The following is a 26,690-nucleotide window of genomic DNA, read 5'->3' as shown; positions in this document are numbered from 1 at the left end:
TATCTCTGGCTGCAAGAGGCGCATCCGAACCGTATACCTGTATAGCCGTTTTTATTAACTTATCAGGAAACTTACATATGGTATTCAAACAACCTCCCATACTGCACAATGAAAAAGGAGCGCTACGCACTGTGGGCTTTGAGCTGGAGTATACCAATGTAAGCATAGAAGACTCGGCGCAACTAGTTCAGGAGCTGTATGGGGGAATTATACAAAAGGAAAACCGCTTCAAACAAAAGGTAACAGACACGAAGCTCGGCGATTTTACGATTGAATTCGACCTGACGCTGCTGACGGAAAAGCGCTACAAAAAAGTGTTTGAGACCTTCAATCTGCGCCTCGAGGATGTCAAAATCGGGAATGGTACCCTGGAAGATGAGGTAGAGGAAACACTCCGTAGCCTGGTCGGCAAGGTGTTTCCGAACGAGATCGCCTGTCCGCCCATTCCCTGCACGGAGCTCGCGGAAATAGAAAAGCTGCGGGAGGCCCTTTACAAGCTTCATGCTGAGGGAACCCAGTCTTTCCTCACCAACGCCTTCGGCACCCACATCAATGTGGAGGTTCCACGTCAGGATGTCGGTACGCTGCTGACCTATCTGCGCGCTTTCCTGCTGCTGTACCCCTGGCTGCTGGAAGAAGGCCGGACCGACCTGGCAAGGCAGATCAGTCCCTTTATTGCCCCATACCCGATCGAATACGTGACCCTTGTGCTGAACCCGGGCTACACCCCTGATCTGGACGGGTTTATCATAGATTACCATACCTACAACCCCGACCGGAACCGCCCGCTTGACCTGTACCCGCTGCTAGCCCACCTCAGAGGCGACCTGCTGATGCAGTATACCAAACTCGGCAAGGTAAAGGCCCGCAGTGCCTTTCATTACAGACTGCCCAACAGTTCGATCGCACAGCCGGACTGGACGCTGGCACAGGAATGGAACATCTGGGTACGGGTGGAGGAACTGGCAAGCGACCCGGGCATGGTAGAGCATCTCAGCAAAGAATACGGCTACCTCAAAGCGAATACCCTGCTAGGATTTGAAACCAAATGGATCAAAAGAATACGGAATGGCTATCCTAAAATCTAAAAATAAGATACACCGCGGCAGACCAACCATTGGCATTACCGGACCGGACAAGGGAGGCGGGGCCGCCTGGTTCTTCACGGCGCTCTCGGTACTTATTGCCGGGGGCCGGCCCGTGCGCATCACGCCCTCCAGGCCCCGCACTGCTGATGGTCTGCAGGGACTGATCATAGGCGGAGGCGCTGACGTGGACCCTACTATTTATGAACAGGAGCATGTGATGGACGAGTACCTGCAGCGCACGCTGCAGCACCCGAGGAAAAACATTTTTCAGCGGGTGGGCCGCTTTGTGAGCTGGGTCTACTACCCGGCTGTTTTTCTGCTGCGCAAGCTGCTGAGTCGAAAGCTTTTCTTCGGACTGGACCGTGCCCGCGACCAACTGGAACTGCAGCTGCTGGATCAGGCCGTCCAGAAAGGCCTGCCAGTGATGGGCATCTGCCGGGGCGCGCAGCTGATGAACGTCTACTTCCGGGGCACCCTCTACCAGGATATCAACACCTTTTACCTTGAAGAGCCTAATCCGGCGAGTGTGTTTCCGGTGAAAAAAGTGCACATAAAAGCAGGGAGTAAGCTCGCACAGGTGCTGGGGACGCAGCGACTTCGCGTGAATGCGCTGCACAACCAGGCAGTAAAAGAAGCAGGAGAATCCGTGAATATAGTGGCCCGTGAGCCCAACAAGGTCGTGCAAGGTATAGAACACCAGGAGCAGGAATTCATGATCGGTGTGCAATGGCATCCGGAGTATCTGCCGCAGAGTCGCTCACACCGTCGGTTATTCAAAGGACTGGTGCAGCAGGCCAGGCTGGTCAATCAGCAGATCGAGGAGCAGGACCTGCAGGCTGCCATGTCACAGCCAGCCCTGGAAGCCGAAAAGCAGTTGGAACAGCAATGCGATGATACCCAACCCGAGTGATAGGCTACTTTTCCAGCGATTTCTGCAGGTATAGCGCTTCGTTCTTGAAGCGCACCAGTGCCAGCGCAACGGCTTGTTCGTAGAGTTGCGCCCTGTCTACCGCATTGTCAGTAAGCAGCCCGATGGCGCCGGATACCTGCTTTGAGTTAGACTTGTTGAACACCAGATCATCCGCTGCACCCAGTTCCATCCCCTGCCCCACCAAGTCAGCCACAATACCCGGCAGGTAAAAAGAAGCAGACCGGGCCCTGCCTATACCTGTGGCCGACCGTACCACCACCCAGGCAAAAGCAGCCAGTTCATCGTCGTGCGTCTCCACACCACCTTCTATACCTATCCAGTAATCAGCCTCCGGATGTGCCGCACAGGCATTGTTCACCCTGTTCAGGGCACCTGTCAAAGTCTCCTGGTCAGTCATAGGCTGGTCTGCGACGCCCGAGGGCACCGACACAGGTATGGCCTCGAAGTGCACACCAGGGAACATTTTGCGGAAACCCCGGAGGGCAGCCTCTATTTTGACGGGATTGCGCGAAGAGACGACGATGGTTTGCTCTGTTTTGCTCATCAGGTATATGCTACTTGCTCGGCTACAAAGGAAGTGAAGTGAATGCAGAAGTAAAAATCATCTATTCTCCGCTGAGCGGCTTACAGTACCGGTCGCTACTCAAAGAGCATTATATAGGTATAATGCATAGTTCTACTTCCTGCCAAACATCCTCATTTACTACGCGTTAGCAATTACATAGGACTCCGGCAAATTCTATTTCGCTACCATAAAACTATGTACAGCTATGGCAAACTATTTTGAAAAATTCGCGCAGGAAGGTAATGAGTACATCAACCAGCTGGCGGCAGACCTGGGGCATCCGGAAGAAAAAGGACAGACTTACATTCTGCTGAGGGCGGTCCTGCACACGATCCGGGACAGAATCGCCATCAGTGAGTCTTTTCATGTGCTCTCACAATTGCCAATGTTCCTGAAGGCCCTCTACACAGAGCACTGGCAATACCGGGAGCAGCCGCTGCAGTTTGAGAGCCTGGAAGAGTTTAAAGATGCCGTGAAGCAGGAACAGGCCAGGCACGGAGAGCAGCAATTTAACTGGTCACAGTCCACAGAAGACCTGATCGCGGTGGTGCTGACTTCACTGAGTATGCACTACCTCACTGAAGGCCAGCTACAGCATATTGCAACACAGATGCCAGCAGACATAAAGCCGCTGTTTCCGGCAGCGCCCGAGCGCCACCGCGGCTAAGGTATACCTACTGCGGCATGCAGACCAACAGGGCCCGGCACTGACAACTAACGGTTTTAATGGTGACCGAGGTCATTCTTTTGCTTGGGTCTGATGTAGAGATTTGTACTCAATCCAATAAGATCCAAACTCAAAACTCTGAAAAGAATGGCAGCATCATCACAAAGACAATTGACAGGCAAAGTAGCCCTTGTAACCGGCGGTTCCTCGGGCATCGGCAAATCCAGTGCGATCCTCTACGCCCGCGAAGGGGCCAGAGTAGTTGTGTCCGATATTCACGAAGAACCGGGCATGCAGGTAGTGCAAGAGATAGAAGGCCAGGGCGGTGAAGCCATCTTTGTGCTGGGTGATGTTTCGAAGCCGGAAGACTGCGAGCGCATGGTGCAGCAGGCCGTGGAGAAATTTGGCCGGCTGGATATTGCCTTCAACAACGCAGGTATAGGCGGTGAGGCCAACCCGATCGGTGAGATGAGCATCGAAGGCTGGAACAAGGTCATCAGCGTGAACCTGAACAGCGTCTTTTACTGCATGCATTTTCAGATCAGACAGATGCTGCAAAACGGCGGCGGTGCTATCGTGAACAATTCCTCTATCCTGGGTCAGGTGGGCTTTGCCAACTCCGCCGCCTACGTGGCCGCCAAGCACGGCGTGGTGGGACTCACTAAAAACGGGGGCATCGAGTATGCTGCTCAAGGTATACGCGTCAACGCCATCGGACCTGCCTTTATCAAAACGCCGCTGCTGACCGATGCCGGTATGACCGAAGAGGTGTTGCAGTTCCTGGCAGGCAAGCACCCGATCGGCCGCCTGGGAGAGCCCGAAGAGGTTGCAGAACTGGTGATCTGGCTCAGTTCTGACAAAGCCTCCTTTGTGACTGGCGCCTACTATGCTGTGGATGGAGCCTACCTCACCCAGTAATTCCCCGTATGACAACAAAGCGAGAGCAAGCGTTATTTTAATTCAGATACTCACCTTGTATTGGAATTAAACGTGCAACCAGCGGGGGAATTCCTTTCCTCCGCTGGCTGCATCAACACGAACTTCAAACTGACTATGAGTGTAACAGAGCAGAAAAGAGTAAGCAAAAGCCCGCTAAACCCTGACCAGCATATAGACTGGCATAGCCTTGACGCACAGGAGGCACTTGAGCTGCTGGGGGTATCATCTAAAAAAGGACTGACAGAAACTGAAGTACAGAAGCGGCAGGAGCAATACGGACGCAATGTAATGACGCCAAAAAAGCAACAGAGTGCCTTTGTGCGCTTTATGTTGCAATTTCACCAGCCGCTGATTTACATCCTGCTGGTCGCCACGGTAGTCACCCTCCTGCTGGAAGAATACATTGACTCAGCTGTGATCTTCGGAGTCGTATTCGTCAATGCCATCATCGGGTACATACAGGAATCCAAGGCGCTTGCTGCCATCGATGCGCTGTCCCGCAGCATGACGGCCAAGGCACAGGTGATCCGGGATGGCAAAAAACAAAACATCAATGCACAGGAGCTGGTCCCCGGTGACATAGTGCAGGTACAGTCCGGCGACAAGTTTCCGGCTGATGTGCGGCTGGTGCACGTGCGCGACATCAAAGTGGACGAATCAGCACTGACCGGTGAGTCTGTGGCAGTGGAAAAGAACGCAGCGCCTGTAGCGGCCGACGATGTGCTGGGCGACCGCTTCTCGATGGGCTTTGCCTCCACAGTCGTGACCTATGGGCAGGCAACCGGTGTGGTAGTGAGCACGGGCGATAAGACCGAAGTAGGCAAAATACAGGAGTCGATCTCGAGTGCAGAAACCCTGGAGACCCCACTCACCAAGAAGATCAAGGAATTCAGCCACCTTCTGCTCTGGGTTATTCTGGGGCTGGCCGCTGCAGTGTTTATTGTGGAGACCGTACGTGGAGCGGACTGGGGCGATACCTTTATGGTGGCGGTGGCTCTCGCAGTAGGTGCTATACCTGAGGGGTTGCCCGTGGCTGTAACTATTATGCTGGCGCTGGGGGTTTCCAAAATGGCCAAGCGTCGAGCGATCATCCGCAAGCTGGTGGCGGTGGAGACGCTTGGCAGCACAAACGTGATCTGCTCTGATAAAACAGGTACCCTGACCGAAAACCAAATGACCGTGCAGCAGATCGTGGCCGGCAACAAGGTATACGCTGTGAGCGGACTGGGCTATCGCCCGGAAGGGCAGGTACAGGAAGGTGAACAGCAGGTGGACCTGAACACGAACAAGGCGCTCGAGCAACTACTGGTAGCGGGCCTGCTCTGCAACGACAGTTCAGTAAAAGAGAAAGAAGGCCAGTGGACCATCGAAGGCGATCCGACCGAGGGTGCCCTGGTGGTGGCCGCACAGAAAGCCGGCTTTGAGCGAGGCGAACTGGAGCAGAAACTGCCTCGCAAAGATGCCATTCCCTTTGAGTCGGAACACCAGTACATGGCCACCCTACACGAAGGTGAACGACGCGTCATATACCTCAAAGGCTCCGTGGAAGCCGTGCTGGAAAGAAGCGAAAGCATGCTGCTGCCCGATGGCGAAACCGGTCGTCTGGACACGGATGGCATTAACAAACAGGTAGAGCAAATGGCTGGTGAAGGCCTGCGCGTGCTCGCATTCGGCATGGCTGAGGCGGAAGACCTCAACAGTATAGACCACGACAACATGCGCTCCGGCCTGGTATTTATCGGTTTGCAGGGCATGATCGACCCGCCGCGCAAGGAAGCTGTGGAAGCTGTGAAACTTTGCCAGCAGGCAGGCATAGACGTGAAGATGATCACCGGTGACCATGCCGCAACGGCCTCCGCCATCGCCAGCCAGATCGGGCTGGAAGGCACCCGTGAAAACGGCAAACTCAAGGCCATCACCGGAAAGGAACTACAGCAGATCGAGGACCGGGAGTTGGAGGAGATCGCCGAGAGAACAGCCGTATTCGCCCGGGTAGCCCCTGACCAGAAGCTGCGACTTGTGAAAGCCCTGCAGGCCCGCGACCATGTGGTGGCCATGACCGGTGACGGCGTGAACGACGGCCCCGCCCTGAAACAGGCAAACATAGGTATAGCCATGGGCATCACCGGAACCGACGTGGCCAAAGACGCTTCGGACATGGTGCTCACCGACGACAACTTCTCTTCCATAGAAGGAGCTGTGGAGGAAGGCCGCAGCGTGTTCGACAACCTGACCAAGTTCATTGTCTGGACACTGCCGACCAACCTCGGTGAGGGACTTGTGATCTTGTTCGCTGTGGTCCTGGGCACGCAGCTGCCGGTGCAGCCGGTGCAATTGCTCTGGATCAACATGACCACTGCAGTGCTGCTAGGCCTGACACTGGCCTTTGAGCCGAAGGAGCCGGGTATCATGGACCGTCCGCCGCGCCCTACAAACGAGCCCATTCTGACCAAAGACCTGGTCATGCGCACCTTGCTGGTAGGTACGCTCCTGCTGATCGCCGCCTTTGGCCTATACCTGTACGAGCGCCGCATACTGGGCACAGATGTAGCAGAGGCCCGCACGGTGTCGACAACGGTGTTTGTGGTCCTGGAGTCTTTTTACCTGCTGAGCTGCCGCTCCCTGGTGCGGCCCATGCGCCAGATCGGCTTCTTCAGTAACATGTGGGTGTATTACGGTATCGCGGCGATGTTCTTCTTTCAGGCACTGTTCATTTACCTGCCGATCATGAACACCCTGTTTGGCTCGGCACCACTGGATGCAATGCAGTTGCTGCGCATCTTCGGCGCCGGTGTAGTACTGCTGATCATCGTGACCATCGAGAAGACCATCCGTTTTAGCATCAACAAACGAAAAGAGAAAGCGGCGGCCAGTAACTAGGCCGCTGCTATACCTAAGCCTTGAAGACTTTAGTTCGCATTGGGATTGTACTGGTTTCGCTATACTTGTTGCTTATGGGTTTTTTATCGTTTCAGCAAGAGAACCTGATCTTCTTTCCGGAAAAACTACCCACTGATTACCGTTTTGGGTTCAGGCAGGAGTTTGAGGAGCTCACTATACCCGCCAGCGACGGCACCAAACTGCACGGTGTGCTTTTTAAAGTTCCTGACCCGAAAGGGCTTGTCTTCTACCTGCACGGAAATGCCGGCTCGGTGGACTCCTGGGGCTGGGTATACGAAACCTATACTGACCTGCAGTACGATGTGTTTGTGCTGGACTACCGCGGGTATGGCAAAAGCGAGGGCAGCATCAGCGGTGAATCCCAGTTTTATGCAGACGTGCAGACGGCTTACGATGTCCTGAAGAACAGGTATGGCGAAGAGCAGATCGTGGTGATCGGCTACTCGATCGGGACAGCCGCTGCGGCTAAACTGGCAGCCGAAAACAAGCCCCGGCTTCTGATCCTGCAGGCCCCTTACTATAGCCTGGGCGATCTGATGCAGAGCCTCTACCCCTTTGTGCCTACCTTCCTGCTCAGGTATAAGTTTGAGACGTTCCGGTTTGTACAGCTGACCAAAGCCCCGATTGCGCTATTCCATGGCATGCTGGACGAGATCATCTACCCTGGGTCCTCTGAAAAGCTGAAGGCACACTTAAAGCCAACGGACCGGTTAGTGCTGCTTAAAGGACAGGGGCATAATGGCATGAATGAGAACCCCGCCTACAAGCGAGAGGTGGAACGCATACTGGCAAAACTGCCTTGAGTTGGCCACTCAAAACAGAGCCGTACAAAACAAATGCATTACCAAGCAAGTACCTCAATAACTGAACAATAAAAGAATAGATGGAAGGAGTATTTAACACCACAGGTCGGACCAACGTACCCGATTCCTATACCTATACCCCACAAAACGAGCAGGAAGCCTGGATCGCTATTATGCACGCCTGCGTAGCTGTGGACGATGATGTAGCAGACGAAGAACTGGATGTGATGGCCCATACCCTGGCCAACAGAAAGCTGTTTGAGGGGCACGACATCATGGCTTACAGCAGATCCGTATTCTATGCCCACGCCCAGGTAGGCAGCAAGGTGCTTATCGACAACTCCGTGGACTTTATAGCTGAGGAAAACCGCCCGACCCTGTTTGCCCACACCATCCAACTGGTGCTGTCAGACTGCGTGGTGACCGAGAAGGAGGAGGAGCTTATACAATACCTTTACTCCGCCCTTGACCTGGATGAGGAGAAAGCGCAGGAAATTGTAAGGGTGATTCTGATTCTCAACAGAGACAAACAATGCAATTGAAGCAGGTTCAAAAATTGCAGCTGAATTGATGCCAATTTTGTTACTTTGTGCACTTTAAATGCGGTGCATGATACGAATTCTACTCAGCTTCCTTCTTCTGTTTTCTGTTTTACAGGCCAATGCCCAGGATCCGGGGCCCTCACCGCTTACTTTAGCAGACCAGCACTTTGACGCCGGTCGCTACCAGGAGGCTGTGGCCGCCTACACGATCGTCATCGCCCGCGACAGCTTCACCTTTGAGCCGTTCTACAACCGGGGGCTGGCATACCTGAACCTCAAAAACTACGAAGCCGCGCTGACAGACCTCGACCGGGCCTTGCTGCTCAATGCAGGAAGCAAAGACGGTTTCAGCAACAGGGCGCTGGTGAAGGTGTACCTGAAGGACATGGAAGGCGCTCAGTATGACTATGGCAAAGCGATCCGTCTCGCACCCCAGGATGCAGCCCTCTACTACCAGTGCGCCCTGGCCCTGCTCCTCGACAACAAAACAGCACCCGCCCGACAGCACTTATTGAAAAGCATTGAACTGGCCCCTTCTGCTCCAGCCCACATCGAACTGGGCAAGCTGAGTGATGGTGCCGGAGACTTTGAAGCAGCCAAACGACACTTCGACAAGGCCATACAGCTGGATGCCACTTCGGCCGAGGCCTACTTCCACAGAGGACTGGCACTGGAACAGCTGGCACAGCACACGGCAGCAGAAGCAGACTATGGCACTACCGTTAAACTGGATCCGGCACACGCTGATGGCTACTTCAACCGGGCCTTGCTCCGTCACATGCGCGGGAACACGTCAGGTGCCATACAGGATCTGACGAAAGTAATTGCCCTGGATAAAAGCCGTTCGGAGGCCTACGCCAATCGCGCCATGGCTTATACCCAGACCGGTCAGACGCAGGAAGCCCTGGCAGACTATAACAAGGCAATCAGCCTTAACAGCAAGAATGCCGAGTTTTATACGAAACGTGGTGAGCTGAAAATCAAAGTGAAAGACTATGCCGGTGGCGAAAAGGACTTCACACGGGCCCTTAGTCTGGATGCACAATCACCTGGCGCATACCTGGGACGCGGCTACTGCTATATGGCCCTGAAGCAAACTGCCAAAGCCTGCACCGACCTAACCAAAGCGCACCAGTTGGGCAACCGCAACGCCATGGAGCTGATGAAATACAATAAATGCAATTAAGGTATAGCTGATCAGCTCCCGGTTATACTCCAGCGTCTGCAAGCTATTACTCCTCACGGCTGTCCTGCAGCCTGACCATACTCGCTGAGTTTATACAGTAGCGCAGTCCCCCGGGTTCAGGTCCGTCGTTGAAAACATGGCCCAAATGGCCGCCGCACACATTACAGATCGCCTCCATGCGTTGCATATGATGACTGTCGTCGAAGGTATAGCGGATGGCTCCCCGCCTGGCCGGTTGTGTAAAACTGGGCCAGCCGGAAATGGCGTGGTACTTTTCTGTAGCGTTGAACAGCATTTGTCCACAGCCTGCGCAGGTATAGACTCCCGGCTCGTAAGAGCGGCAGTAGGCATTGCGGTAGGGCGGTTCGGTTGCTTTCTGGCGGAGCACCTGGTACTGAGCTTCCGTCAGCTCTTGCCTCCACTCCTCTTCCGTTTTCTCTACTTTTTCATAAGGTTCAGGATTGCCGTATTTGGCGTAGTAGATGATGTCTTTCCAGCGTAGCATGTTCCTTATACGCGGCTATACCTGACCAGTGGAATCCGTTTCTGACATGTCAGGTATAGCTGGGCTTCCTGTCGGTATCCCGCCTCGTACCTCTTCCCATGGCAGCGTCGATGCTCCAGATACCCGAGCCACGGGCAGCCATGTACAGAAACAGAAAGCAGTAAAGCACGGCTTTTTCGCCGTTGTTGAGCAACGGATTCCAGCCTTCGGGTAGGTGAGCCGTGAAGAAGGCCACCGCCATCTGACCACTGGCAATAAAGGCAGCCCAGCCTGTCAGGAAACCAAACGCGATCATGAGCCCGGCAACCAGTTCGACTATTCCGGCTACCCCCATCATCGAAGCCAGCTCCACTGTACTGCCGTCTCCGGGCCAGCCAAAGAGCTTTTGAGTGCCGTGCATGGCAAACATCAGACCTGAAACAATGCGCAGTATGGCATACAGTTGCGGGCTGTAAGGTCCTAGAAATCTTTCCATAGTTATTGAGATTTACACCTGCTTTTCTTAGCAAGCTGTTAAACAAGCACTTACAAAAAGAGCTAACGTGTTTTGGGGCTTAATGTTGAAATATACCTGCCTGCCGGTGAGTTGCTTCATGGCTATAACAGGTATCCTGCTCAACCTTTTCAGGGGGCTGGTTCGTACAACTAAGTGACCGAAGCCCAGGCGCTCGGTCGATTTATATGTTCTATCTAAAAGAAAACAAACCATGAGCGACAACAATAGAAATATTTCAGAAGACCCGAATTCAAGAAAAGGCGAAGGCGTAAGCGGATTGGGCAAAGGCAAACAGACAGGTCCTGTGGCAGGCGGAGCGGACAATACCCGCGGTGAAAACAAGCCCAGCCGCGAAGGCAGCAGTGGTGGTGCCAAACATGGCAAAGACAACCCGAACGAGCAAAACAGCCCGCAAGGCTCTAATGCCAACCCTACCACCACCAGCCGTGGCGCTGACAGCACCGACAAGGAGTTCCGCAACAACCAGCCGAACGCCAGCACCCTGAAAGGGCACAAGAGCAACGAAGGCCTTGGAAACGAAAAGCACTAGTTTTAAATAAAAAATGGACCAAATGGTCACAAAGCAAAAGCCCTGGCACTAGGTGCCGGGGCTTTTGCTTTTCAGGTGTTTCAACCAGACTTAATTACTTCAATTCATCCAGCACGTGGTACATCTTTTTGACCAGCGCTGAGGCGGAGCCGTTGTAGTTGTTCACCACGAAAGCAAAAACATACTCCCGTCCGTCTTTCGCTTTGTGATAACCGGTAAAGCCTTTCGCACCACGAATAGTACCGCTTTTCATTTTCATGCCATTGAACTGTGGCAATGAGGCATAGAAACCAGGGTACCAGTTTTGTTGGCGGGCATGCTGCAGCAGGCGTACCTGTGCATGGGTGGTCACGCGATTGAGAGGCGACAGGCCCGAGCCGTCCACCATGGCCAGTTCGGTTTCAGCTATACCCTGCGTCTTCCAGTGCTGCCTGATCTGTTCCAGTCCTTTGCGGGTGTCGCTGGTGCCGGCGCTATTATAGGCAATGGTCTTCACGAGCGCCTCACCATACAGGTTCACACTCTTGCGGTTAAACCAATACACCACACTGTCCATAGGCGGCGAAGTGACGGTATGAAACAAGGTAAAGCCCTGCTGTGGAGAGCCCTTGTGCTGCAGTAAGGCCTCGTGTGGCATGCTGATGCCTAGCGTCCGGAGCGTATCAGAAAGCATGCTCACAAACTGATTGGCACCGGAGGGCAGTGCGCCGGATATTTTAAAGCTGCTTTCGTTGACAGGTATAGTTCCCCGGATGGCAGCCGCACTGGTACCTACCGGAAAATAGATATAGGCATTGTCGCCTGTTCCTGCTGCGGCAGAGGTCAGTTCGGAGCGCAAGGTATAGCCGTTGAGATTTGGCACCGTCTTCACAATCAACACCGGGTCGCCGATCTGCTTTCCTGATCTCAGGATGACATCATACTGATTCTCGCGCCAGTTGAGCTTGGCAGGACCGGCACCGTAATAGTTGGCAATATCCTGCCACATCCAGCCATCGGGCACGGTTTCTTCGTTCCAGCCTTCATTGCTCACCACTACCTCTCCCACCGATTTTATACCTGTGCGCTGCAGGGCCTGAGTAATTCCTTTCAGCACATTGCCCTCCTTTGTCAGGGACCAGCGCCAGCTCCCGAAGGTCGGGTCGCCGCTTGGTTGTATCAGCAGCGAAGCGTTATCGCCCGTTTTGCGCAGGGCAAATTTCGTTTCGTAGCGGTAGTCTTTGCCCAGCAGTTCGTAAGCGCTGATGCTGGTGATGATCTTCATGGTGGAGGCCGGAGCGAGTCCTAACCTGCTGTTGCGGTCGAACACAACCTGGCCTGTTTTGGCATCGATGACGTAGAGCGAAGCGATGCCGTTTTGCATTTGTGGGTCGGCTTCAAACTTCTGGAAGGCGGTTGTCAGTTTCGCGGTAGTGGTCTGGGCCAGGGCCAGGGTGTGCGCCAGTGTAAGGGACAGCAGCAGGGCGACTTTTGTAATCGGACGTTTCATAGCCAAAAAATACGCAATTTCGGTGGCTATCCCCAATAATCTACAAAATAAAGCAGCCGCTTCTCTCTCAGGAAAAGCGGCTGCTCAATATGTAGGACCTGTTTATACCCTGAGGCTAACAGACTTAGTCGTTCCAGTCACGGTAGTTTCGGTCTCTCCTATCGAAGTTCCAGTCATGCCCTCCCCTGTTGTAGCGGCGATTGTCATCTGAATCGCTGTTTCTACGAGCTTCATTTCCGTAGTTTCCGGAGATGCTGCGCATGCGGTCTTCGTCACGGTTGTTGTAGCCGGTAGAGCCATAGCCCGTGCTGCCAAAGTCGCGGTAGCCCCGGTCATAGCCTCTATCGTCACGGTCACTGTAAGTGGAGCCAGGGCCGGGCCGGCTGCCGTAGATGTAACCTGTGCCACGGTATCCAGAGTCGCTGTCGTCGCTCATGCGGCCACTGTAGTTGTTGCCCCCTGAGCGGCCGTAGTTCTGGCGACTGTAGTCATCCCGGTCACGGTCATCAAAACCATGCCGTTCGTCTCCGGAGCGGCTTCTGCCGGCATTGCGATAGCGTGGTCCTTCATGTCCTGACATGCCGTAGTAGGAATCGCCGTAAGCCGAGCCGCCGCCGTAGGTGCTGCCACCTTCGCCGTAACGTGTGCCCCCGCTGAAGTCGCCGTAGGCACGTGCGTCGGACGACATGCGGCTGCGGCTGTCCCGGTTGTCATAGCCACGGTGTTCGCTTTCGTGGTCGCGGCTACTTCCTTCCGGGTCGCGTCTGGACAGGCTGTTGGTATTGCCGGTTCGCGGGTTGCCGTACTGGTCGAAATCAGCGTAGTGGTTTTTGCGTCGGTTATCGTTACGATCAAAATCTCTGTTCATAGCTTCATTATTTTGAGTTAGATTATCTCTCTCATAACGCAGCAGCGCAAAGCATGTTTAATCGGGGCTGTTAACAAGCGGGATTTGCAGTGCGCCATAGCAGGACATACAGCGCTCACCGGCTATACCGGACTGCTGCTAGAGCTTGTGCAGTTGGAAATAACCCAGGTGCATATCATCTTCCGGCTCTGTCGCATTCGGGGTGATCATCAGGCTATACCTTTCTTTGTCTTCAGGAGTCAGGATGTCTTTCACTTGATACACCTCGTCTACGTCTACGCCAAACTTATCATCAATATGTGACGCAGCGCCTTTAAAGCCCGTGTGCTTGTAAAAAGCTGTTTGTTTGGCCTGTTTCACAGCTCCCGCCTGATCGGGTGCAACAGCCAGCATTTTGTAGTGAAACTCGTCGAACTCTCCTGGCTTGTAGCCACCCAAGTTCAGGAAAAATAGTTTGTCGGAGCCCTCCGCTGCAGGTATAGCTGCTTTCGGCACCACCTCTACCTGGTAGCCGTTTACCTGCGTCACTTCACGCCAGGCATCGATGTGGATATTACCTTTCGCCTCCGTCCAGAAAGCCTTGATAGCAGGCACCAAGTCCTTCACCTGCTCGCCAATGGCAAAGAACATGTCGTGCTGCTCCGTGTTGCGCCCTGCCGGACGACAGCCCAGCATCAGCATGAAGAGTTTAGGGTTTTGCATATTGATAAGTTAAGGGAATATTTTTTTTTGCAGCTAGATAGAATTCTAACCTCTTTACTTATACCCGATGATCGAAGTAAACGACACCTTCCGCATGGGCTGTCTCGACACCGGGTTGATCGCCTCCACTACACCTGCCGCTTTGAGTGCTTCAAAGGCTTCTTTGTAATTACCCCGGATGTAATTCGTGCCGATGTTGTGGTGGCGGTAAATACTGTCGATGGGCAGGTTGTGGTAATAGCTTCGCTTCTCAGCCAGGTCAGCGATCAGGTTCTTGATCGAGTAGCGATACTGCTCCTGAAACAGCGACAACTGGTGCTTGATATTGGCTCCAAACAGCGGCACGCCATCTTCCTGGTAGTCGCTGTACATGAGCATCAGCTCCTTCATTTTCATATAAGGCGCATCGTTCTTGGAAACAAAAAACAGGTAATGACTTGTCTGGTTCTTTTTGGGCAGACTAATCTTGAAGCGGAAGGTTTTGTAACCCTTCTCCCGGAACACGTCCTCGAATTGATCGACCATAAAGTCTTCGCGCTGGCCAGCATCCTGGTAGCGGTCACAAAACTCGCGGATCCTCTGCAGGCGCTCTTTTCCAAACACATCCGCCATGATGCTGTCATCGGTGGCTCCCTGCACAGCAGCCCTTAGCTTGGCGGGTGTGAAGAGCATGAACAGGTCCAGCCCCCAGCGGCGCACCGACTGCAAGAGCAGCTGTTGCGAAAACTCATAACCGAATGGATCGAGGTATAGCAACGTGGGTACGTCGTTACCCAGGAGCTTGGCAAGTGAGGCCAGGCTGGCTTCCTCATGCAGCAACACCGGCTTGTGCTGCAACTCTTCGTAGTAGGGCAATTGCTGTAGATTTTCCTTTAGGCGTGCAGTGACGGTCTTTTTCTCGTCATTGAAAAAAGTGCGCACCACTTTGTTCAGGTTATACTTGTCAGTGGCCCCGAAAATGCTGTTGAGCACCCGCACAGGCGTGGCGGGCTTGCCGTCTTCCGGCTTTCCGTCTCCGGCGTACAGGTCAATAAAGGCCAGTACCGGATTGGACTTGTAGCGCTGCCCCTGCAACTGGGCACTGCACCAGGACTTGAAAAACTCGTTCAGCAGCTCTGACTTGATCTCAGCGCTACTGCGTTGCTCTATAAAAAAATCGTTTGTATCGGCAGTAGACATGTACTATTGGTCAATTATGTCTGCCCGGCTGGTTAAATAGGTTAATCCTATACCTGCCCGGTAGACTCACATTTTAAGGAAAGGTAAAGTTAGGGCTTGTTTCAATTATAAGCGTAATTTTGCAGCATGAAACTGACGGGCAACATTCTCAATATTAAAAACAAGCGCGACGACCGCAATGCAGGCATCCTCATCGAGGTGGACAAGATCGAATATGTCACTTACAAGAAGGATGGCAAGTATTACCAGCCCTTTAACCTGGAAGTGGAGCTGGAAGAACCGATTGTGATAACCGGCGACCAGTTGGCTCTTAAGCCAGTAAAGTACCTGCAGGAAGGCGAGTACGATTTTGATGTGTATGACAGAGAGGGTGATGACTATGTACTGAACGAAAACAAATTCCTGTCGGTGCTGATGATGTACGACGAAGAGGAACAGGAGCATTTCCTGTCATCGGTAGAGTATACGGTCACGCTTCCAAACGAAGAGTTCAAGGCACTGAAAGAAGAGCAGCATAAACTCCGGCAGTCCCGCAAAGGCCCAGGCAAGAAAAAGAAATAGCCTGCCTTACCTCAGGTATAAAACAGAAAAACCTGTTTCAAGAAATACTTGAAACAGGTTTTTCCTTTTCATGTTCCGTCAAACATGGAAGCAATTCTTCCAAAAGCTTCTACAAGCTTTAATTCAGGTTTACGCCTGTCTGAACGATAACATAATGTCTATACCTAATTGTACGCAAGCCGGCATAGAAGGTTGATGTCCAAACACTTACTTTTTATTCATACCCAGGTAAATACCATAACCGATCAAGCCTGCGCCTAAAGCAAAAAGTACATACTGCTTCTGTTTATTGTCCAGACCGTTGAAAGTGTCCAGGCCGTACTTACCCGGGTTTTTCACTATGTTCATGATATCACCCGGATTTTCCATCAGGTAATTCAAGGGATTAGAGGTTTTTGATGTATTGGTCTTCATAGTTTTCCTTTTTTCTTTTGCTTACGGCAACAGGAGCCGAATAGATGGGAAAATATCAGAAAAGCTATACCTGACGCCGCTGCTTAGTTGGAGGCCTTTATGAGGTAGATGTTACCGTTCAGGGTTGAAAGCCCCATGCTTCTCACCTTTACAAACAAGCATTAATTCGATCAACCGCCGGTGCGGTTCAGTTCCTCCAGGTTGTTGCGGCGGCGCTCTTCTACTTTAGCGCCTCTGCTAAACTTGTAACGCAGGGTAAACCCGATGTTACGCTGTCTGAAATATTGATCCCAGTCACTCACATTGCCCTCGCCCAGCGTAGCTCCAATGATCAGGTGCTGCGTTCCGAAAATATCGTTGGCATTGATGCTCAGGTCCAGTTTATCATCCATAAAGCTTTTCTTGACACCCACATTTAACCACCAACGCGCATCGGCACGGTAGAGCGCGTAGACACTGGGGCCCTGGTATACCCCGTTCAACTCCAGCTTTACTTTTTTGGGTAACAAAATGGTATGGTTAGACTGCAGCATGTAGAACACCTGGTCGTTCACAGTCTGTCCATTGTCAATCGCAACATTGTACTCATTATAGGCCACGATCAATGTATTGTTCGATTCCCAGTTTTTCATGATGCTGTAGGGTATATTGGCTGTCAGGCTCAGGTTTCTGGAGTCGTCTGCGTTGCCGATATAATACACGGTGGTGGCCGTTTCCGGATCAATAGCTACCAGCTCTACAATAACATCCTGCGTGTGCTGATAGCTCAGGGTCAGGTTGTAAGCCTTTTTAAACACCTGAGAGATGCTGAACGCGTTGGTATACTGCGGCTTAAGGTCTGGATTTCCGAGCCAATAGGTATAAGGGTCGCGGTAGGCAAAAAAGGGATTGAGCTGTCCGTAATTCGGGCGCTGCAGGCGGCGGCTGTAGTTATAGTTGATCTGGTAGTCTTCGCTCACCTTCTGCTGCAGAAACAAGCTCGGGAACAGGTTGAGATAGCTCCGCTTCGTTACATCCCCCGTGGTCAGCAACTCACCTTTCGATTGGGTCTGCTCTGCCCGCAAACCTGACTGCAGGCTAAACCGCTCAGTGAGTTTGGTGTTGAAATTCACATAGGCGGCATAAATGTTCTCGTCGTACACAAAATGGTTTGTACGCCTGGTGTCCAGCACCGGCACTTCGCTGTTGTTAAAGTAAAATCGGGAGTCGGCATCAGATATCACCCGGCTGGCTTTTGCTCCTATTTCCAGCCTGCGGCCTTGTGCCAGTGGTTTCGTGAAATCTACTTTGGCAGCATAGATATCGAACTCATTCGGGGTATTGGTATACAGAAAATCCTGTGTGACGGCACCTGGTTCGGTAAGGTCGTAGAAGTAGTTGTAGAAGTTGGCATCTCCCCTGTTCCTGATCTTTACGAAGTCCAGATCGGCGGTGAGGGTAGTACCCAGGGTATCATACTTGCCCATGTAATGCAGATTGGCCGTTCTGTTAGAAAAGCGGTTCTGGTTGAAATTGTCCGCATCTATAAACTGGGTTGGCTGATCAGGCGAAGGGCCAATGTAAGTCTCTGTCAGGAAATCAGCATGCAACTGGTTGGTGGCATAGTACCCCATGACGCCCACACTGTGCCGGTCATTAAAGCTGTAGTCTGTTCCCAGGCGTACAGCTGGCGGACCCTCCACTTTAAAGTTACCATCTGCCACCTGGTCGAAGTAGGTAGAGGATTCATCGCCTCTGAACACACGGGTGAAGGTGGCATCGCGTCCTCCGACGCGCCGCGCCATATCCAGGTTCAGGAAAGAACTCCACGGTCCGGTCTTGTAATTAACGCTGGCTCCTGTGCTGTAGCCGTATTGCTTAAAGTTGTAGTTTCCACCAGCATACACACTGCCATTCAAACCTTGTACCGTATTCTTTTTCAGGTTGATGTTCAGTATACCTGATGAACCCTCCGCATCATACTTCGCTGATGGGTTTGTGATGATCTCGATGTTGCGGATGTTCTCGGCGGACATACCTTCGAGCAGGGAGCGCAGGTCACGGGCAGAAAGGTAGGTCAGCTTTCCGTCGAGCATTATGGTTACGCCCGCACGTCCGTTCAGCTGAATGTTGCCTTCCTGATCGATGTATACCCCGGGAGAAGTAGCCAGCACATCATAAGCTGTTCGGCCTGCCGCCAATGCCGTACCTTCAATGCTCACTACCATGCGGTCAGCCTCCTGCGTGATCGTAGGCCGAAGCGCCTCCACTGTCACTTCTTTGAGCTGGGTCGCGGTGGGCACTAGTTTGATATTACCTGCAGTTACCTCTGGTTTTGCTGCTGTAACTGCTATCTGGCTGATGAACCTCTTCTGATAGCCCAGGAAGCTGATGGCTAGCTGGTAATTCCCCACAGGCACACCCGTAAAGGAGAAACGGCCTGTTGCATCGGTGAGGGAACTCTGAAGTGCCTGTGTGGAACCTGGCTGCAGCAAGGCGACCGTTGCGTACTCAATGGGCTTGCCAGTAAGAGAGTCCGAAAGCGTGCCGGTGATTTTACCTGCTTCCTGCGCCCGCGCGGCACCTGAAACGGAAAGGAAAAGGCATAGCAATCCCATCAAAAAAAGTACACTTTTTTTCATAGATAATAGAGTTATGATTTTATGTATTCGCCTTCGTATGCGTGGGGTACAAGCTAAAGACACATCTTTCTGTGCACAGTTGCATCCGGCACCAATTTAATCTTACACCCTGCTGCGTCCCCTCTCAAAGGAGACGACCGAGTCTCAGAAACCTTACAGGTCTTTCCAGTTTTATTTTCGGAAGCTGCTAAGGGCTGAGAAGCCTCCGGGTGATTTAAATAAAAGGAAACTTTGGTTTTGAGGAAGGTTACAGAATTTCCTGTTCCTTATTTCAGGTATAAGCAGCGCTTCAGGTTAATCAAAGCGTAGGTTACGCACAGGGTTGGCCATGGCAGCTTTCAGTGCCTGGTAGCTGATGGTAATAAGCGCTACCGCAGCGGCTGCTATACCTGCCAGCAGGAAGGCCCATACAGGCATATCGATGCGATAGGCAAAATCCTGTAGCCAGGTCCGCATGGCATACCAGGCTAGCGGGAAGGCGATGAGAGCCGACACGACAATCAGGGCCAGAAACTCTTTGGAGAGCAGGGCGACAATGGCACTGTTGTCAGCACCCAGCACCTTGCGTATACCGATCTCCTTTTTCCTGCGCTCAGCAGCGTAGGCAGCCAGTCCGAGCAGCCCCAGACAGGCCACAAATATGGCTATACCTGTAAAGATCCAGAGCAGGGTTTTGAGTTTGTCTTCGGCCTTGTACATCTTTTCGAAGTTCTCGTCCATAAAAATGTACTCGATCGGGTAGTCAGGCGCAAATTTATTCCATACTTTCTCTACCTGCTCTATGGCACCTGCAATATGCTGCGCATCTACTTTCACAGCCACTTTCCAATTGGCGCCCGGGAAGATCTGCAGTACCGTAGGGTCAACCTTATCGTAGAGGCTCTTGAAATGGAAGTCTTTTACCACACCGATGATTTTGCCTTCCTTCAGGGTGTCCTTATCAGCGTTGTTCCATACATTCCAGCGCAGGGTCTGCCCCAGCGCTTGCTCTGGTGAGCCATAGCCTAGTTCCCGCACTGCTGTTTCATTGATCATGAAGGCATGGTCGGCATCGGTTCTATGTGCTTTGGAGAAAGGCCTTCCGGCCACCACCTGCACGTTCAGGGTATTGATGTAGTCATAGTCGACCATCAGATGCGTCACACCGTGGTGCACCCGCTCCCCGTTTCTGGGCACAATGATGCCGTCCCCTGCCGTGGCATCACCCGGAAAGCCGTAGCCAATAGACACATTCTTAATCCCAGGAACATTTCGCAGCTCATTTTTGAAGGTCTCATAATTATCGAACATATGCTCACCCCGCATTTGGAAGAACATGATCTGCTCCCTGTCAAAGCCCAAATCCTTGTTATGCAGATAAGACACCTGCTGGTAAACGATGAAGGCACAGATGATGAGGAAAATAGAGAGGGCGAACTGCACCACAATCAGTCCGTGGCGCAGCCACTGTATCCGGCCAACCTTGCTATCAACCACCACGGCACTTTTCAGCACCTTAACAGGCTGGAAACCAGAGAGCACAAGGGCCGGGTAAAAGCCTGCCAGCAAACCGACCACCAGGGTCAGACCGAGCAAAAGCAGCAGTAGTTCCGGATTTGTGAAGACGTTGAAGCTCATTTCTTTGCCCGTAAAGGCATTGAGCGAAGGTAGCAGCAGGGAAGTAAGCGCTGCCGAGAAGATCACACTAATAAGGGTGAGTAGCAGGGTTTCGCCCAGAAATTGCATTACGAGCTGCCCGCGGCTGGCACCAATGGACTTACGCACACCCACCTCTTTTGCCCGCTGCATTGATTTGGCCGTGGCCAGGTTTACGAAGTTGAAACAGGCAATCAATAGGATGAACACTGCAATGATACTCAGCGCCTTGACATAGGTAATGTTACCACGGATAGCCTGGTCGTGCTTAAAACTGGCTGAATGCAGGTATACCTCATCGAGCGGCTGCAGCACCGGTTTGTAATCATAAGGCTCATTGGTATCAGGATTGCGCTGCTTTGCCACGATCTCCCTGAACTTGGACTGCAGGAACTGCGGGTTGCCGCCATCCTTCAGCTTAACATAAGTATAGAACTGTTGCCAGTTCCAGCTCTTCATACGCTCTGCCGGCAGTTCGGCGGTTTCCATCGAATGTATGAAGTTTACAGGCAGGTGAAAGCGCTCCTCGGTGCTGAACACACCCCGTACAATGTAAGGCTGCTTGTTTACGGATACCTGCTTCCCTACAGGGTTGATGTCCCCAAACACCCGCTGCGAAAATTCATCTGAGATCACGATGGAAGAAGGATCTGCCAGCGCTTTATCGGGTGAGCCGTATACAAATGACAGCTGGAAGATGTCAAAAAAACCGGGATCGACGAAAAAGCGGCCTTTCTCATAGATCCGCCTCTCTCCTGCCTCCACCAGGTTATTGGCATCGAATTGCTGCATGAGAATCCGCACCGCCTGCTCCACCTCCGGGAAATCCTGCTCCAGCGTAGTGGCAAATGTAGGCGGCACTGGTGCCACCATTTCGCCAGCTTCTTTGGCTGACTTATCGTTATACACCCGGTATACCTGTTCGCCTTCCGGCAGGAACTTGTCGTACTGCAACTCGTCGTACACAAACAGGCCAATCAGCAGGCAGGCTGTAATGCCCAGGGCCAGACCAGCGATGTTGATGAAGGAAAAGCCTTTGTGCCGAAGCAGGTTTCGGTAAGCGGTTTTGACGTAGTTTCTGAACATGACGCTCAATTTAGTGGATGATGCGATATAGAATGACTCCGGCAATTCCGATCTTTAGAAAAGAACAGCCTGTCTGCTGCATTTGATACAGAGCAAATGCCATAAATTTATATTATTGATTACCAACAACTTACCCAATAATACCAACTTGATTGCGTACATTTTCGCGCAGCTGGTGTGCGATTTCGCACGCCTTTTTTTACAGAAAAGTCTGTTTTAGCTTCGTAATCAGCGAGTTGTATTAATGGCATAATTATAGTTTATTTAGGTACTATATCATACCTGCTTATGCTGTTAAAGAAGGCCTCCATACTGATTGTTGATGATGATGCCGACGTGCTCACGGCTGTCCGTCTGATGCTCCGGCCACAGGTGAAAGAAATTGTGACGGAAAAGAACCCCGAACAGCTCCCCATTTTGCTGAAGCAGTACAGCTTCGATGCTATTCTGCTCGACATGAACTTCAAGAGTGCCATCCATACCGGCAACGAGGGTTTATACTGGCTACAGAAAATAAAGGAGTTGCGGCCGGAAGTGGCTGTCATCATGATCACGGCCTATGGCGATATTGATCTGGCCATCAGGTCCCTGAAAGAAGGTGCCTTCGATTTTGTAGTAAAGCCCTGGCACAACGAGAAACTGCTCGGCACGATTACCAATGCGGTAAGCCAAAGGGTAAACGGCGGCAAAACAACGGCCTCAGGTGCAAACATTCCTTCCAGCGACTTTGAACTGCTTGGCGAGTCGGATGTCATGCAGGACATTAAGCTCAAAATAAAGAAAATAGCCCCCACCGACGCCAACATCCTGATACTGGGTGAGAACGGAACCGGTAAGGAGCTGGTGGCTAAAGCCATTCATGAACAGTCGCTGCGGGCTGCCAAACCCTTTGTGAAAGTAGACGTGGGTGCACTGACCGATTCGCTCTTCGAGAGTGAGTTGTTCGGTCACAAAAAGGGCGCTTTTACCGACGCCCGTGAGGACCGCGCCGGACGTTTTGAAGCCGCACAGGGCGGTACCATCTTCCTGGATGAAATAGGTAACATCTCGCTGCACCAACAGTCTAAGTTGCTGAGTGTGCTGCAAAACCGCCAGGTGATCCGGGTGGGCGCAAATGAACCGGTGAACATCGACGTGCGCCTGCTCTGCGCGACCAACGTACCGCTGAGCGAACTGGCAAACGAGTCACGCTTCCGCAAGGACCTTATTTACCGCATCAACACCGTGGAGATTCTGATACCGCCACTTCGCAAAAGAGGAAAAGACATTGTGCTGCTGGCCACGCACTTTGCGCAGGTATACGCGCACAAATACATGAAACCGGTACCAGAACTCAGTAAGGCGGCGCAGGATAAACTGCTGCACTATCACTTCCCCGGCAATGTGCGGGAACTGCAGTATGCCATTGAAAGAGCGGTGATTATGGCCGATGGGGCCCTCCTGGATGCAGATGATATCCTATTCTCGCCCATAGAGGCGGCACCCGCCGGCGAAGCCTTAGAGCACGGTACGAACCTGGAGGAACTTGAGAAACTGACGATCAACAAAGTGCTGCAGCTGCACAATGGCAACCTGACCCGAACCGCCAAAGAACTCGGCATCACCAGAACGGCGCTCTACCGGCGCATGAACAAGTATGGGCTTTAAGAATCTGGAATGGGCGCTGATTGCCCGGGTCATGCTATTGCTCCTGACGCTGAGCGTCCCGGCTTTTATCATCGTTAAAGGCTGGTCAGAGGCGCTGGTATTTTGGCTGCCGGTATTTATTCTTCAGGTGGTGGATCTGCTTCGCTTTCTGCGCAAGACCCAGACGGAGTTCAATCAATTTATAGAATCTGTGCACTACCGCGATTTCTCCCGGCACTTTGATGAACAACATGCTTACACCCAGCTGCAGCCACTTCGCAAGGGCTTCAACGAGATCAACTCCACTTTCAAGACCATTACGCTCGAAAAGGAAACCCAGTATCATAATCTGCAGAAGGTGATGGAGCTGGTGGATACCGGCATTTTGTCTTATAACATGGATAACGGGGAAGTGGTGCTCATGAACGAATCGCTCCGGAAGTTGCTGCATGTGCCCTTCATGAAAACAATCCATTACCTGTCGAAGCGGGACGAGGCCTTGTACGAATCCATATTGGACCTGGAGCCTGGCCATACCCGCATCGCAACGGCGCATACCTCCCATTTTGAGAAGAACACGACTAAAGTCCTGCTCTCCGCCACCGCGTTGCAGAACGAAGGAAACAGGTATAAGCTGGTTGCCTTTCAGAACGTGAATGAAGCCCTGGATGAGACAGAATCGCAGGCATGGCAAAAGTTGCTGAACGTGCTCACACATGAGATCATGAACTCCGTAGCCCCTATCTCCTCCCTGGCAGACACCCTCAAAAACCGCCTCCAGGAAACCCAGTCCACAGGTATAACTGCAGATGACCTGGAGGACCTGGAAATAGGCATTAGCACGATCAAGCAGCGAAGCGAGGGTTTACTGCGCTTTGCCGAAACCTACCGCAACCTGAACAAGATCACAAAGCTGAACCTGGACACGGTATACGTGAAAGACCTCTTCTCCAACCTGCAGCGTTTGATGCTCCCGACCCTGGCGCAAAAGGGGATTCAGTTGGAGACTAACCTGGCTAATCCCTACATAGCGCTGCACGCCGACCCTACCCTGCTGGACCAGGTGCTGATCAACCTGCTGGTCAATGCCATGGAAGCAGTAAAAACTGTGGAAGCTCCCAAGATTACCCTTGCAGCCTATAGCTCACCTGATGAGAAAACGGTGATCAAGGTCATGGACAACGGCACCGGCATGTCACAGGAAGTGCAGGAGAAGATCTTTATTCCTTTCTTTAGCACACGCAAGCAAGGCAGTGGCATCGGACTGAGCCTTTGTAAGCAGATCGTGCTATTGCACCGCGGAACGATACAAGTGCAATCTGCTCCGGGAGAAGGCACTACTTTTATGCTGCGTTTCGGACAATGAAATCTGAAAAGCCTCGTATAGGAATCAGAACCTGAAAATATTAAAGCTTACCCATGTTTCTGCTTCCGCATCTGGCACTATTGCTCATACTCACGACTACCCTCTTCGAAGCCTTCGCCAACCTGGATCTGGCCACGTTACAACTACTCAATGGCAGTCGGGCAACTGACCTGGACTTCCTGCTGCTCACCCTTACTGTTACCGCCTATGGACTTGGAGCCCTGGTTCCGCTTTGCCTATACCTGGCGGGGCATTTTAGAAGGATGGCTTCGCTCAAGCTGAAAGCCTACCAGTATGTATTTGCCATGGGGCTGAATATTCTGTTTATTGGCTTGCTGAAATATACCGTTGATCGTCCCCGCCCCTTTATAACCCACGATACCATTGAGCAGATTGCAGAGGCCAGCAGCCCCTCCTTCCCTTCCGGGCACACAGCTTTTGCCTTTACGGCGGCCGTCGTGCTTGTGCTGATGTTCCGCAGTCCTGTTCTGCGCGGCCTCATGCTGACCTGGGCCTTGCTCGTCGCCTATTCCAGGCTGGCGCTGGGCGTGCACTACCCTAGCGATGTACTCGGTTCCATGCTGCTCGGATCTGGGGCTGCACTCCTGTCAACTTATGCCTTTCGGAAACACCGTGAGCAATTTTATACCTTGCTTAGACGGAGCCGGAATTTAAAGATAGTGCGATAGGTATAGCAGTGCTTTCAGGAGCAGACTGTCAGACGAATACTGACCAAGTCCAACTATGCCAGTGGAAACATCCGTTTTTTGAAACGTTTAGTTGCGTATATAAACGCTTATAGGCTTTTCATACATTAGCTGCGCATAACACAGAGTCGTTTCATGGTGTGATAACTTGCTTTATACACCTTGAAAAAACCTACTATTTCACCGTAATGGAGTGATTTACACAAGCTTTTCTTCTACGGTTAGCCTTATGTTGGGAAAATAGTGAATCAGTTGTCGGGTTTCTGTAAAATCACTATATTAGTAAAGCGCTATGAAAGTGATTATGTAATGGTGCACAGAAGTTAGTCTGTATAAGCAGATAAAATCACCTTCGCATATAAGGCGGATAAATGGAATAGACTTCCGTTTATACTATAGTTGTACTACATCTTAAATGAATAAAATTATCTCCATATCCATAATATGTTTGCTGTTTGCCAGCAAATCATATGCATGCGACTGTGCTCTACCTTCAAACAACATAGAAGAGAATCGGAAAGGAGCTTATCAGGTCTTTGTTGGCGAAGTTCTAGAATCATCATCTGATAAGCTCTACTTAGCAAGTGGACTGAACTATACTTATTACACAATTAAGGTGATTGAGCCCCTTAAAGGTAACTACCATCCAAAGTATAAATTACGGACTTTTGAAAAGATTAGCCATGGATCTTGTGACTATACATTTGAAGTTGGTAAAAAGTATCTCATTTATGCCAACTATGATAATGGTAAACTCTCAGCTCATATATGCTCCAGAACAGCCCCATTAGAAGAAGTTAATGATAATGAAATAGAAGAATTGAAAAGACTCTCTAATGTTTATGGACTAGAAAACCCTGTTGTAAACCCTACAGTGAGTATGGCTGAAAGAGAATTAGAAGTTGCAAAAGCAAAATTAAATGAATTGAACAATGCTACAGAAGAGCTAAGCAATACAAAGAATTGGTTACTCGGGATAGCATTAGCTTTAGCCTTGCTTTTAGTTCTTTCGGTCTTCACAGGTCTAAGAAGAAAAAAAGACAAAGTACAACACAGTTCATAGTTTAGGCTGTGGCTACGCCTTGCCCATACTATGTACAAACCGTTAAATCCGTCATTGGGATTATTTTCAAATTTTAAAATGGCGAAGCTTTCAGGCTTTACCGGTGGGGAGGAATCACAGGCTATAAAAAAGGGAATGCCTGCAGAAGAGCCAAAGGCATAAATGGAGTTTAGGCCGGCAAGTCTTGCGGCGGCGTTGCC

At 51.7% G+C, this 26,690-nt stretch carries 24 protein-coding genes; 14 read left to right on the top strand and 10 right to left on the bottom strand.

Annotated features, from left to right (window positions below; all coding sequences use genetic code 11):
• Window positions 1-77 precede the first annotated feature (77 nt).
• Together BW972_RS06260 and BW972_RS06255 are read left to right on the top strand one after the other, a co-directional pair.
• Window positions 78-1,088: an amidoligase family protein gene (locus tag BW972_RS06260; protein ID WP_076421522.1), complete on the top strand. Its 1,011-nt coding sequence runs from the start codon at window positions 78-80 to the stop codon at window positions 1,086-1,088.
• A complete protein-coding gene (locus BW972_RS06255; RefSeq protein WP_076421521.1) occupies window positions 1,069-1,998 on the top strand; it encodes a gamma-glutamyl-gamma-aminobutyrate hydrolase family protein in 930 nt (309 codons plus the stop codon). Before BW972_RS06260 ends, BW972_RS06255 begins: the two co-directional genes overlap by 20 nt.
• A gap of 4 nt (window positions 1,999-2,002) precedes the next feature.
• Here BW972_RS06255 and yjjX read toward each other — a convergent pair whose 3' ends face one another.
• Window positions 2,003-2,563 (bottom strand): inosine/xanthosine triphosphatase, encoded by a 561-nt coding sequence (gene yjjX / locus BW972_RS06250; protein ID WP_076421520.1) that lies wholly within the window; start codon window positions 2,561-2,563, stop codon window positions 2,003-2,005.
• Window positions 2,564-2,789: 226 nt separating this feature from the next.
• On the opposite strand from yjjX, the gene BW972_RS06245 reads away from it, so the two are divergent.
• From BW972_RS06245 to BW972_RS06220, 6 genes are all read left to right on the top strand, one after another.
• Complete coding sequence (locus tag BW972_RS06245) at window positions 2,790-3,251, top strand: DUF2267 domain-containing protein (protein WP_007659511.1); 462 nt, start codon at window positions 2,790-2,792, stop codon at window positions 3,249-3,251.
• 147 nt (window positions 3,252-3,398) lie between these two features.
• Window positions 3,399-4,169 carry an SDR family NAD(P)-dependent oxidoreductase gene (locus BW972_RS06240; protein ID WP_040574635.1) on the top strand — a complete coding sequence of 257 codons (771 nt, stop codon included), beginning with the start codon at window positions 3,399-3,401 and terminating at the stop codon, window positions 4,167-4,169.
• Window positions 4,170-4,304: 135 nt separating this feature from the next.
• Window positions 4,305-7,070: a cation-transporting P-type ATPase gene (locus BW972_RS06235; protein WP_076422091.1), complete on the top strand. Its 2,766-nt coding sequence runs from the start codon at window positions 4,305-4,307 to the stop codon at window positions 7,068-7,070.
• A gap of 20 nt (window positions 7,071-7,090) precedes the next feature.
• Window positions 7,091-7,894, top strand: coding sequence for an alpha/beta hydrolase (locus BW972_RS06230; RefSeq protein ID WP_234986312.1), 804 nt, complete (start codon window positions 7,091-7,093; stop codon window positions 7,892-7,894).
• An 80-nt stretch (window positions 7,895-7,974) separates the two neighbouring features.
• The gene (locus BW972_RS06225; RefSeq protein ID WP_076421518.1) at window positions 7,975-8,436 is read left to right on the top strand and encodes a tellurite resistance TerB family protein; all 462 of its coding nucleotides are present in this window, start codon (window positions 7,975-7,977) and stop codon (window positions 8,434-8,436) included.
• A 67-nt stretch (window positions 8,437-8,503) separates the two neighbouring features.
• Entirely contained in the window at window positions 8,504-9,622 is a 1,119-nt protein-coding gene (locus tag BW972_RS06220) for a tetratricopeptide repeat protein (RefSeq protein WP_007660310.1), read from the top strand.
• Window positions 9,623-9,668: 46 nt separating this feature from the next.
• Here the strand turns inward: BW972_RS06220 and msrB are convergent, their stop codons facing one another.
• Both msrB and BW972_RS06210 read right to left on the bottom strand, forming a co-directional pair.
• On the bottom strand, window positions 9,669-10,127 hold the full coding sequence (gene msrB, locus BW972_RS06215; protein ID WP_076421517.1) for a peptide-methionine (R)-S-oxide reductase MsrB: 459 nt from the start codon (window positions 10,125-10,127) through the stop codon (window positions 9,669-9,671).
• A gap of 49 nt (window positions 10,128-10,176) precedes the next feature.
• Window positions 10,177-10,602: a DoxX family protein gene (locus BW972_RS06210; RefSeq protein ID WP_007660314.1), complete on the bottom strand. Its 426-nt coding sequence runs from the start codon at window positions 10,600-10,602 to the stop codon at window positions 10,177-10,179.
• 232 nt (window positions 10,603-10,834) lie between these two features.
• On the opposite strand from BW972_RS06210, the gene BW972_RS06205 reads away from it, so the two are divergent.
• The gene (locus BW972_RS06205; RefSeq protein ID WP_007660316.1) at window positions 10,835-11,173 is read left to right on the top strand and encodes a hypothetical protein; all 339 of its coding nucleotides are present in this window, start codon (window positions 10,835-10,837) and stop codon (window positions 11,171-11,173) included.
• 94 nt (window positions 11,174-11,267) lie between these two features.
• Here BW972_RS06205 and dacB read toward each other — a convergent pair whose 3' ends face one another.
• From dacB to tcmP, 4 genes are all read right to left on the bottom strand, one after another.
• Window positions 11,268-12,662, bottom strand: a complete 1,395-nt coding sequence (gene dacB / locus BW972_RS06200) for a D-alanyl-D-alanine carboxypeptidase/D-alanyl-D-alanine endopeptidase (protein WP_076421516.1) — start codon at window positions 12,660-12,662, stop codon at window positions 11,268-11,270.
• A gap of 124 nt (window positions 12,663-12,786) precedes the next feature.
• Window positions 12,787-13,530, bottom strand: coding sequence for a hypothetical protein (locus BW972_RS06195; RefSeq protein WP_076421515.1), 744 nt, complete (start codon window positions 13,528-13,530; stop codon window positions 12,787-12,789).
• A gap of 138 nt (window positions 13,531-13,668) precedes the next feature.
• The gene (locus BW972_RS06190; protein ID WP_076421514.1) at window positions 13,669-14,232 is read right to left on the bottom strand and encodes a DUF1543 domain-containing protein; all 564 of its coding nucleotides are present in this window, start codon (window positions 14,230-14,232) and stop codon (window positions 13,669-13,671) included.
• 54 nt (window positions 14,233-14,286) lie between these two features.
• Window positions 14,287-15,411, bottom strand: coding sequence for a three-Cys-motif partner protein TcmP (tcmP, locus tag BW972_RS06185; protein WP_076421513.1), 1,125 nt, complete (start codon window positions 15,409-15,411; stop codon window positions 14,287-14,289).
• 126 nt (window positions 15,412-15,537) lie between these two features.
• Here tcmP and BW972_RS06180 point away from each other — a divergent pair, with 126 nt between their 5' ends.
• Complete coding sequence (locus tag BW972_RS06180) at window positions 15,538-15,972, top strand: hypothetical protein (protein WP_076421512.1); 435 nt, start codon at window positions 15,538-15,540, stop codon at window positions 15,970-15,972.
• Window positions 15,973-16,179: 207 nt separating this feature from the next.
• Here the strand turns inward: BW972_RS06180 and BW972_RS06175 are convergent, their stop codons facing one another.
• The 3 genes from BW972_RS06175 to BW972_RS06165 form a co-directional block, all read right to left on the bottom strand.
• The gene (locus tag BW972_RS06175; protein ID WP_007660323.1) at window positions 16,180-16,386 is read right to left on the bottom strand and encodes a hypothetical protein; all 207 of its coding nucleotides are present in this window, start codon (window positions 16,384-16,386) and stop codon (window positions 16,180-16,182) included.
• Window positions 16,387-16,556: 170 nt separating this feature from the next.
• Entirely contained in the window at window positions 16,557-19,007 is a 2,451-nt protein-coding gene (locus tag BW972_RS06170; protein WP_076421511.1) for a TonB-dependent receptor, read from the bottom strand.
• 294 nt (window positions 19,008-19,301) lie between these two features.
• The gene (locus BW972_RS06165) at window positions 19,302-21,728 is read right to left on the bottom strand and encodes an ABC transporter permease (protein WP_076421510.1); all 2,427 of its coding nucleotides are present in this window, start codon (window positions 21,726-21,728) and stop codon (window positions 19,302-19,304) included.
• A gap of 288 nt (window positions 21,729-22,016) precedes the next feature.
• Here BW972_RS06165 and BW972_RS06160 point away from each other — a divergent pair, with 288 nt between their 5' ends.
• The 4 genes from BW972_RS06160 (at window position 22,017) to BW972_RS06145 (ending at window position 26,490) form a co-directional block, all read left to right on the top strand.
• Window positions 22,017-23,375 (top strand): sigma-54-dependent transcriptional regulator, encoded by a 1,359-nt coding sequence (locus BW972_RS06160; protein ID WP_076421509.1) that lies wholly within the window; start codon window positions 22,017-22,019, stop codon window positions 23,373-23,375.
• Window positions 23,365-24,720 (top strand): sensor histidine kinase, encoded by a 1,356-nt coding sequence (locus BW972_RS06155; protein WP_076421508.1) that lies wholly within the window; start codon window positions 23,365-23,367, stop codon window positions 24,718-24,720. The genes BW972_RS06160 and BW972_RS06155 overlap by 11 nt, the downstream gene beginning before the upstream one ends.
• 53 nt (window positions 24,721-24,773) lie before the next feature.
• Window positions 24,774-25,409, top strand: a complete 636-nt coding sequence (locus BW972_RS06150; RefSeq protein WP_076421507.1) for a phosphatase PAP2 family protein — start codon at window positions 24,774-24,776, stop codon at window positions 25,407-25,409.
• Between the two features lie 433 nt (window positions 25,410-25,842).
• Window positions 25,843-26,490, top strand: a complete 648-nt coding sequence (locus tag BW972_RS06145) for a hypothetical protein (protein ID WP_076421506.1) — start codon at window positions 25,843-25,845, stop codon at window positions 26,488-26,490.
• Window positions 26,491-26,690 lie beyond the last annotated feature (200 nt).

Source organism: Pontibacter lucknowensis (assembly GCF_900156415.1).
In the GTDB taxonomy this organism is placed as follows: domain Bacteria; phylum Bacteroidota; class Bacteroidia; order Cytophagales; family Hymenobacteraceae; genus Pontibacter; species Pontibacter lucknowensis.
The sequence above is the reverse complement of the archived record's forward strand: the minus strand, read 5'-3'. Positions and strand labels throughout refer to the sequence as shown.

Coding starts and splice junctions, on each gene's coding strand:
- BW972_RS06160 (WP_076421509.1), top strand. CDS start 22,017: ATGCTGTTAAAGAAGGCCTCCATACTGATTGTTGATGATGATGCCGAC.
- BW972_RS06245 (WP_007659511.1), top strand. CDS start 2,790: ATGGCAAACTATTTTGAAAAATTCGCGCAGGAAGGTAATGAGTACATC.
- BW972_RS06260 (WP_076421522.1), top strand. CDS start 78: ATGGTATTCAAACAACCTCCCATACTGCACAATGAAAAAGGAGCGCTA.
- BW972_RS06240 (WP_040574635.1), top strand. CDS start 3,399: ATGGCAGCATCATCACAAAGACAATTGACAGGCAAAGTAGCCCTTGTA.
- BW972_RS06165 (WP_076421510.1), bottom strand. CDS start 21,728: ATGTTCAGAAACTACGTCAAAACCGCTTACCGAAACCTGCTTCGGCAC.
- BW972_RS06190 (WP_076421514.1), bottom strand. CDS start 14,232: ATGCAAAACCCTAAACTCTTCATGCTGATGCTGGGCTGTCGTCCGGCA.
- BW972_RS06195 (WP_076421515.1), bottom strand. CDS start 13,530: ATGAACAGAGATTTTGATCGTAACGATAACCGACGCAAAAACCACTAC.
- BW972_RS06170 (WP_076421511.1), bottom strand. CDS start 19,007: ATGAAAAAAAGTGTACTTTTTTTGATGGGATTGCTATGCCTTTTCCTT.
- BW972_RS06180 (WP_076421512.1), top strand. CDS start 15,538: ATGAAACTGACGGGCAACATTCTCAATATTAAAAACAAGCGCGACGAC.
- BW972_RS06145 (WP_076421506.1), top strand. CDS start 25,843: ATGAATAAAATTATCTCCATATCCATAATATGTTTGCTGTTTGCCAGC.
- BW972_RS06205 (WP_007660316.1), top strand. CDS start 10,835: ATGAGCGACAACAATAGAAATATTTCAGAAGACCCGAATTCAAGAAAA.
- BW972_RS06150 (WP_076421507.1), top strand. CDS start 24,774: ATGTTTCTGCTTCCGCATCTGGCACTATTGCTCATACTCACGACTACC.
- BW972_RS06220 (WP_007660310.1), top strand. CDS start 8,504: ATGATACGAATTCTACTCAGCTTCCTTCTTCTGTTTTCTGTTTTACAG.
- BW972_RS06155 (WP_076421508.1), top strand. CDS start 23,365: ATGGGCTTTAAGAATCTGGAATGGGCGCTGATTGCCCGGGTCATGCTA.
- BW972_RS06255 (WP_076421521.1), top strand. CDS start 1,069: ATGGCTATCCTAAAATCTAAAAATAAGATACACCGCGGCAGACCAACC.
- yjjX (WP_076421520.1), bottom strand. CDS start 2,563: ATGAGCAAAACAGAGCAAACCATCGTCGTCTCTTCGCGCAATCCCGTC.
- BW972_RS06225 (WP_076421518.1), top strand. CDS start 7,975: ATGGAAGGAGTATTTAACACCACAGGTCGGACCAACGTACCCGATTCC.
- BW972_RS06175 (WP_007660323.1), bottom strand. CDS start 16,386: ATGAAGACCAATACATCAAAAACCTCTAATCCCTTGAATTACCTGATG.
- dacB (WP_076421516.1), bottom strand. CDS start 12,662: ATGAAACGTCCGATTACAAAAGTCGCCCTGCTGCTGTCCCTTACACTG.
- BW972_RS06235 (WP_076422091.1), top strand. CDS start 4,305: ATGAGTGTAACAGAGCAGAAAAGAGTAAGCAAAAGCCCGCTAAACCCT.
- msrB (WP_076421517.1), bottom strand. CDS start 10,127: ATGCTACGCTGGAAAGACATCATCTACTACGCCAAATACGGCAATCCT.
- tcmP (WP_076421513.1), bottom strand. CDS start 15,411: ATGTCTACTGCCGATACAAACGATTTTTTTATAGAGCAACGCAGTAGC.
- BW972_RS06210 (WP_007660314.1), bottom strand. CDS start 10,602: ATGGAAAGATTTCTAGGACCTTACAGCCCGCAACTGTATGCCATACTG.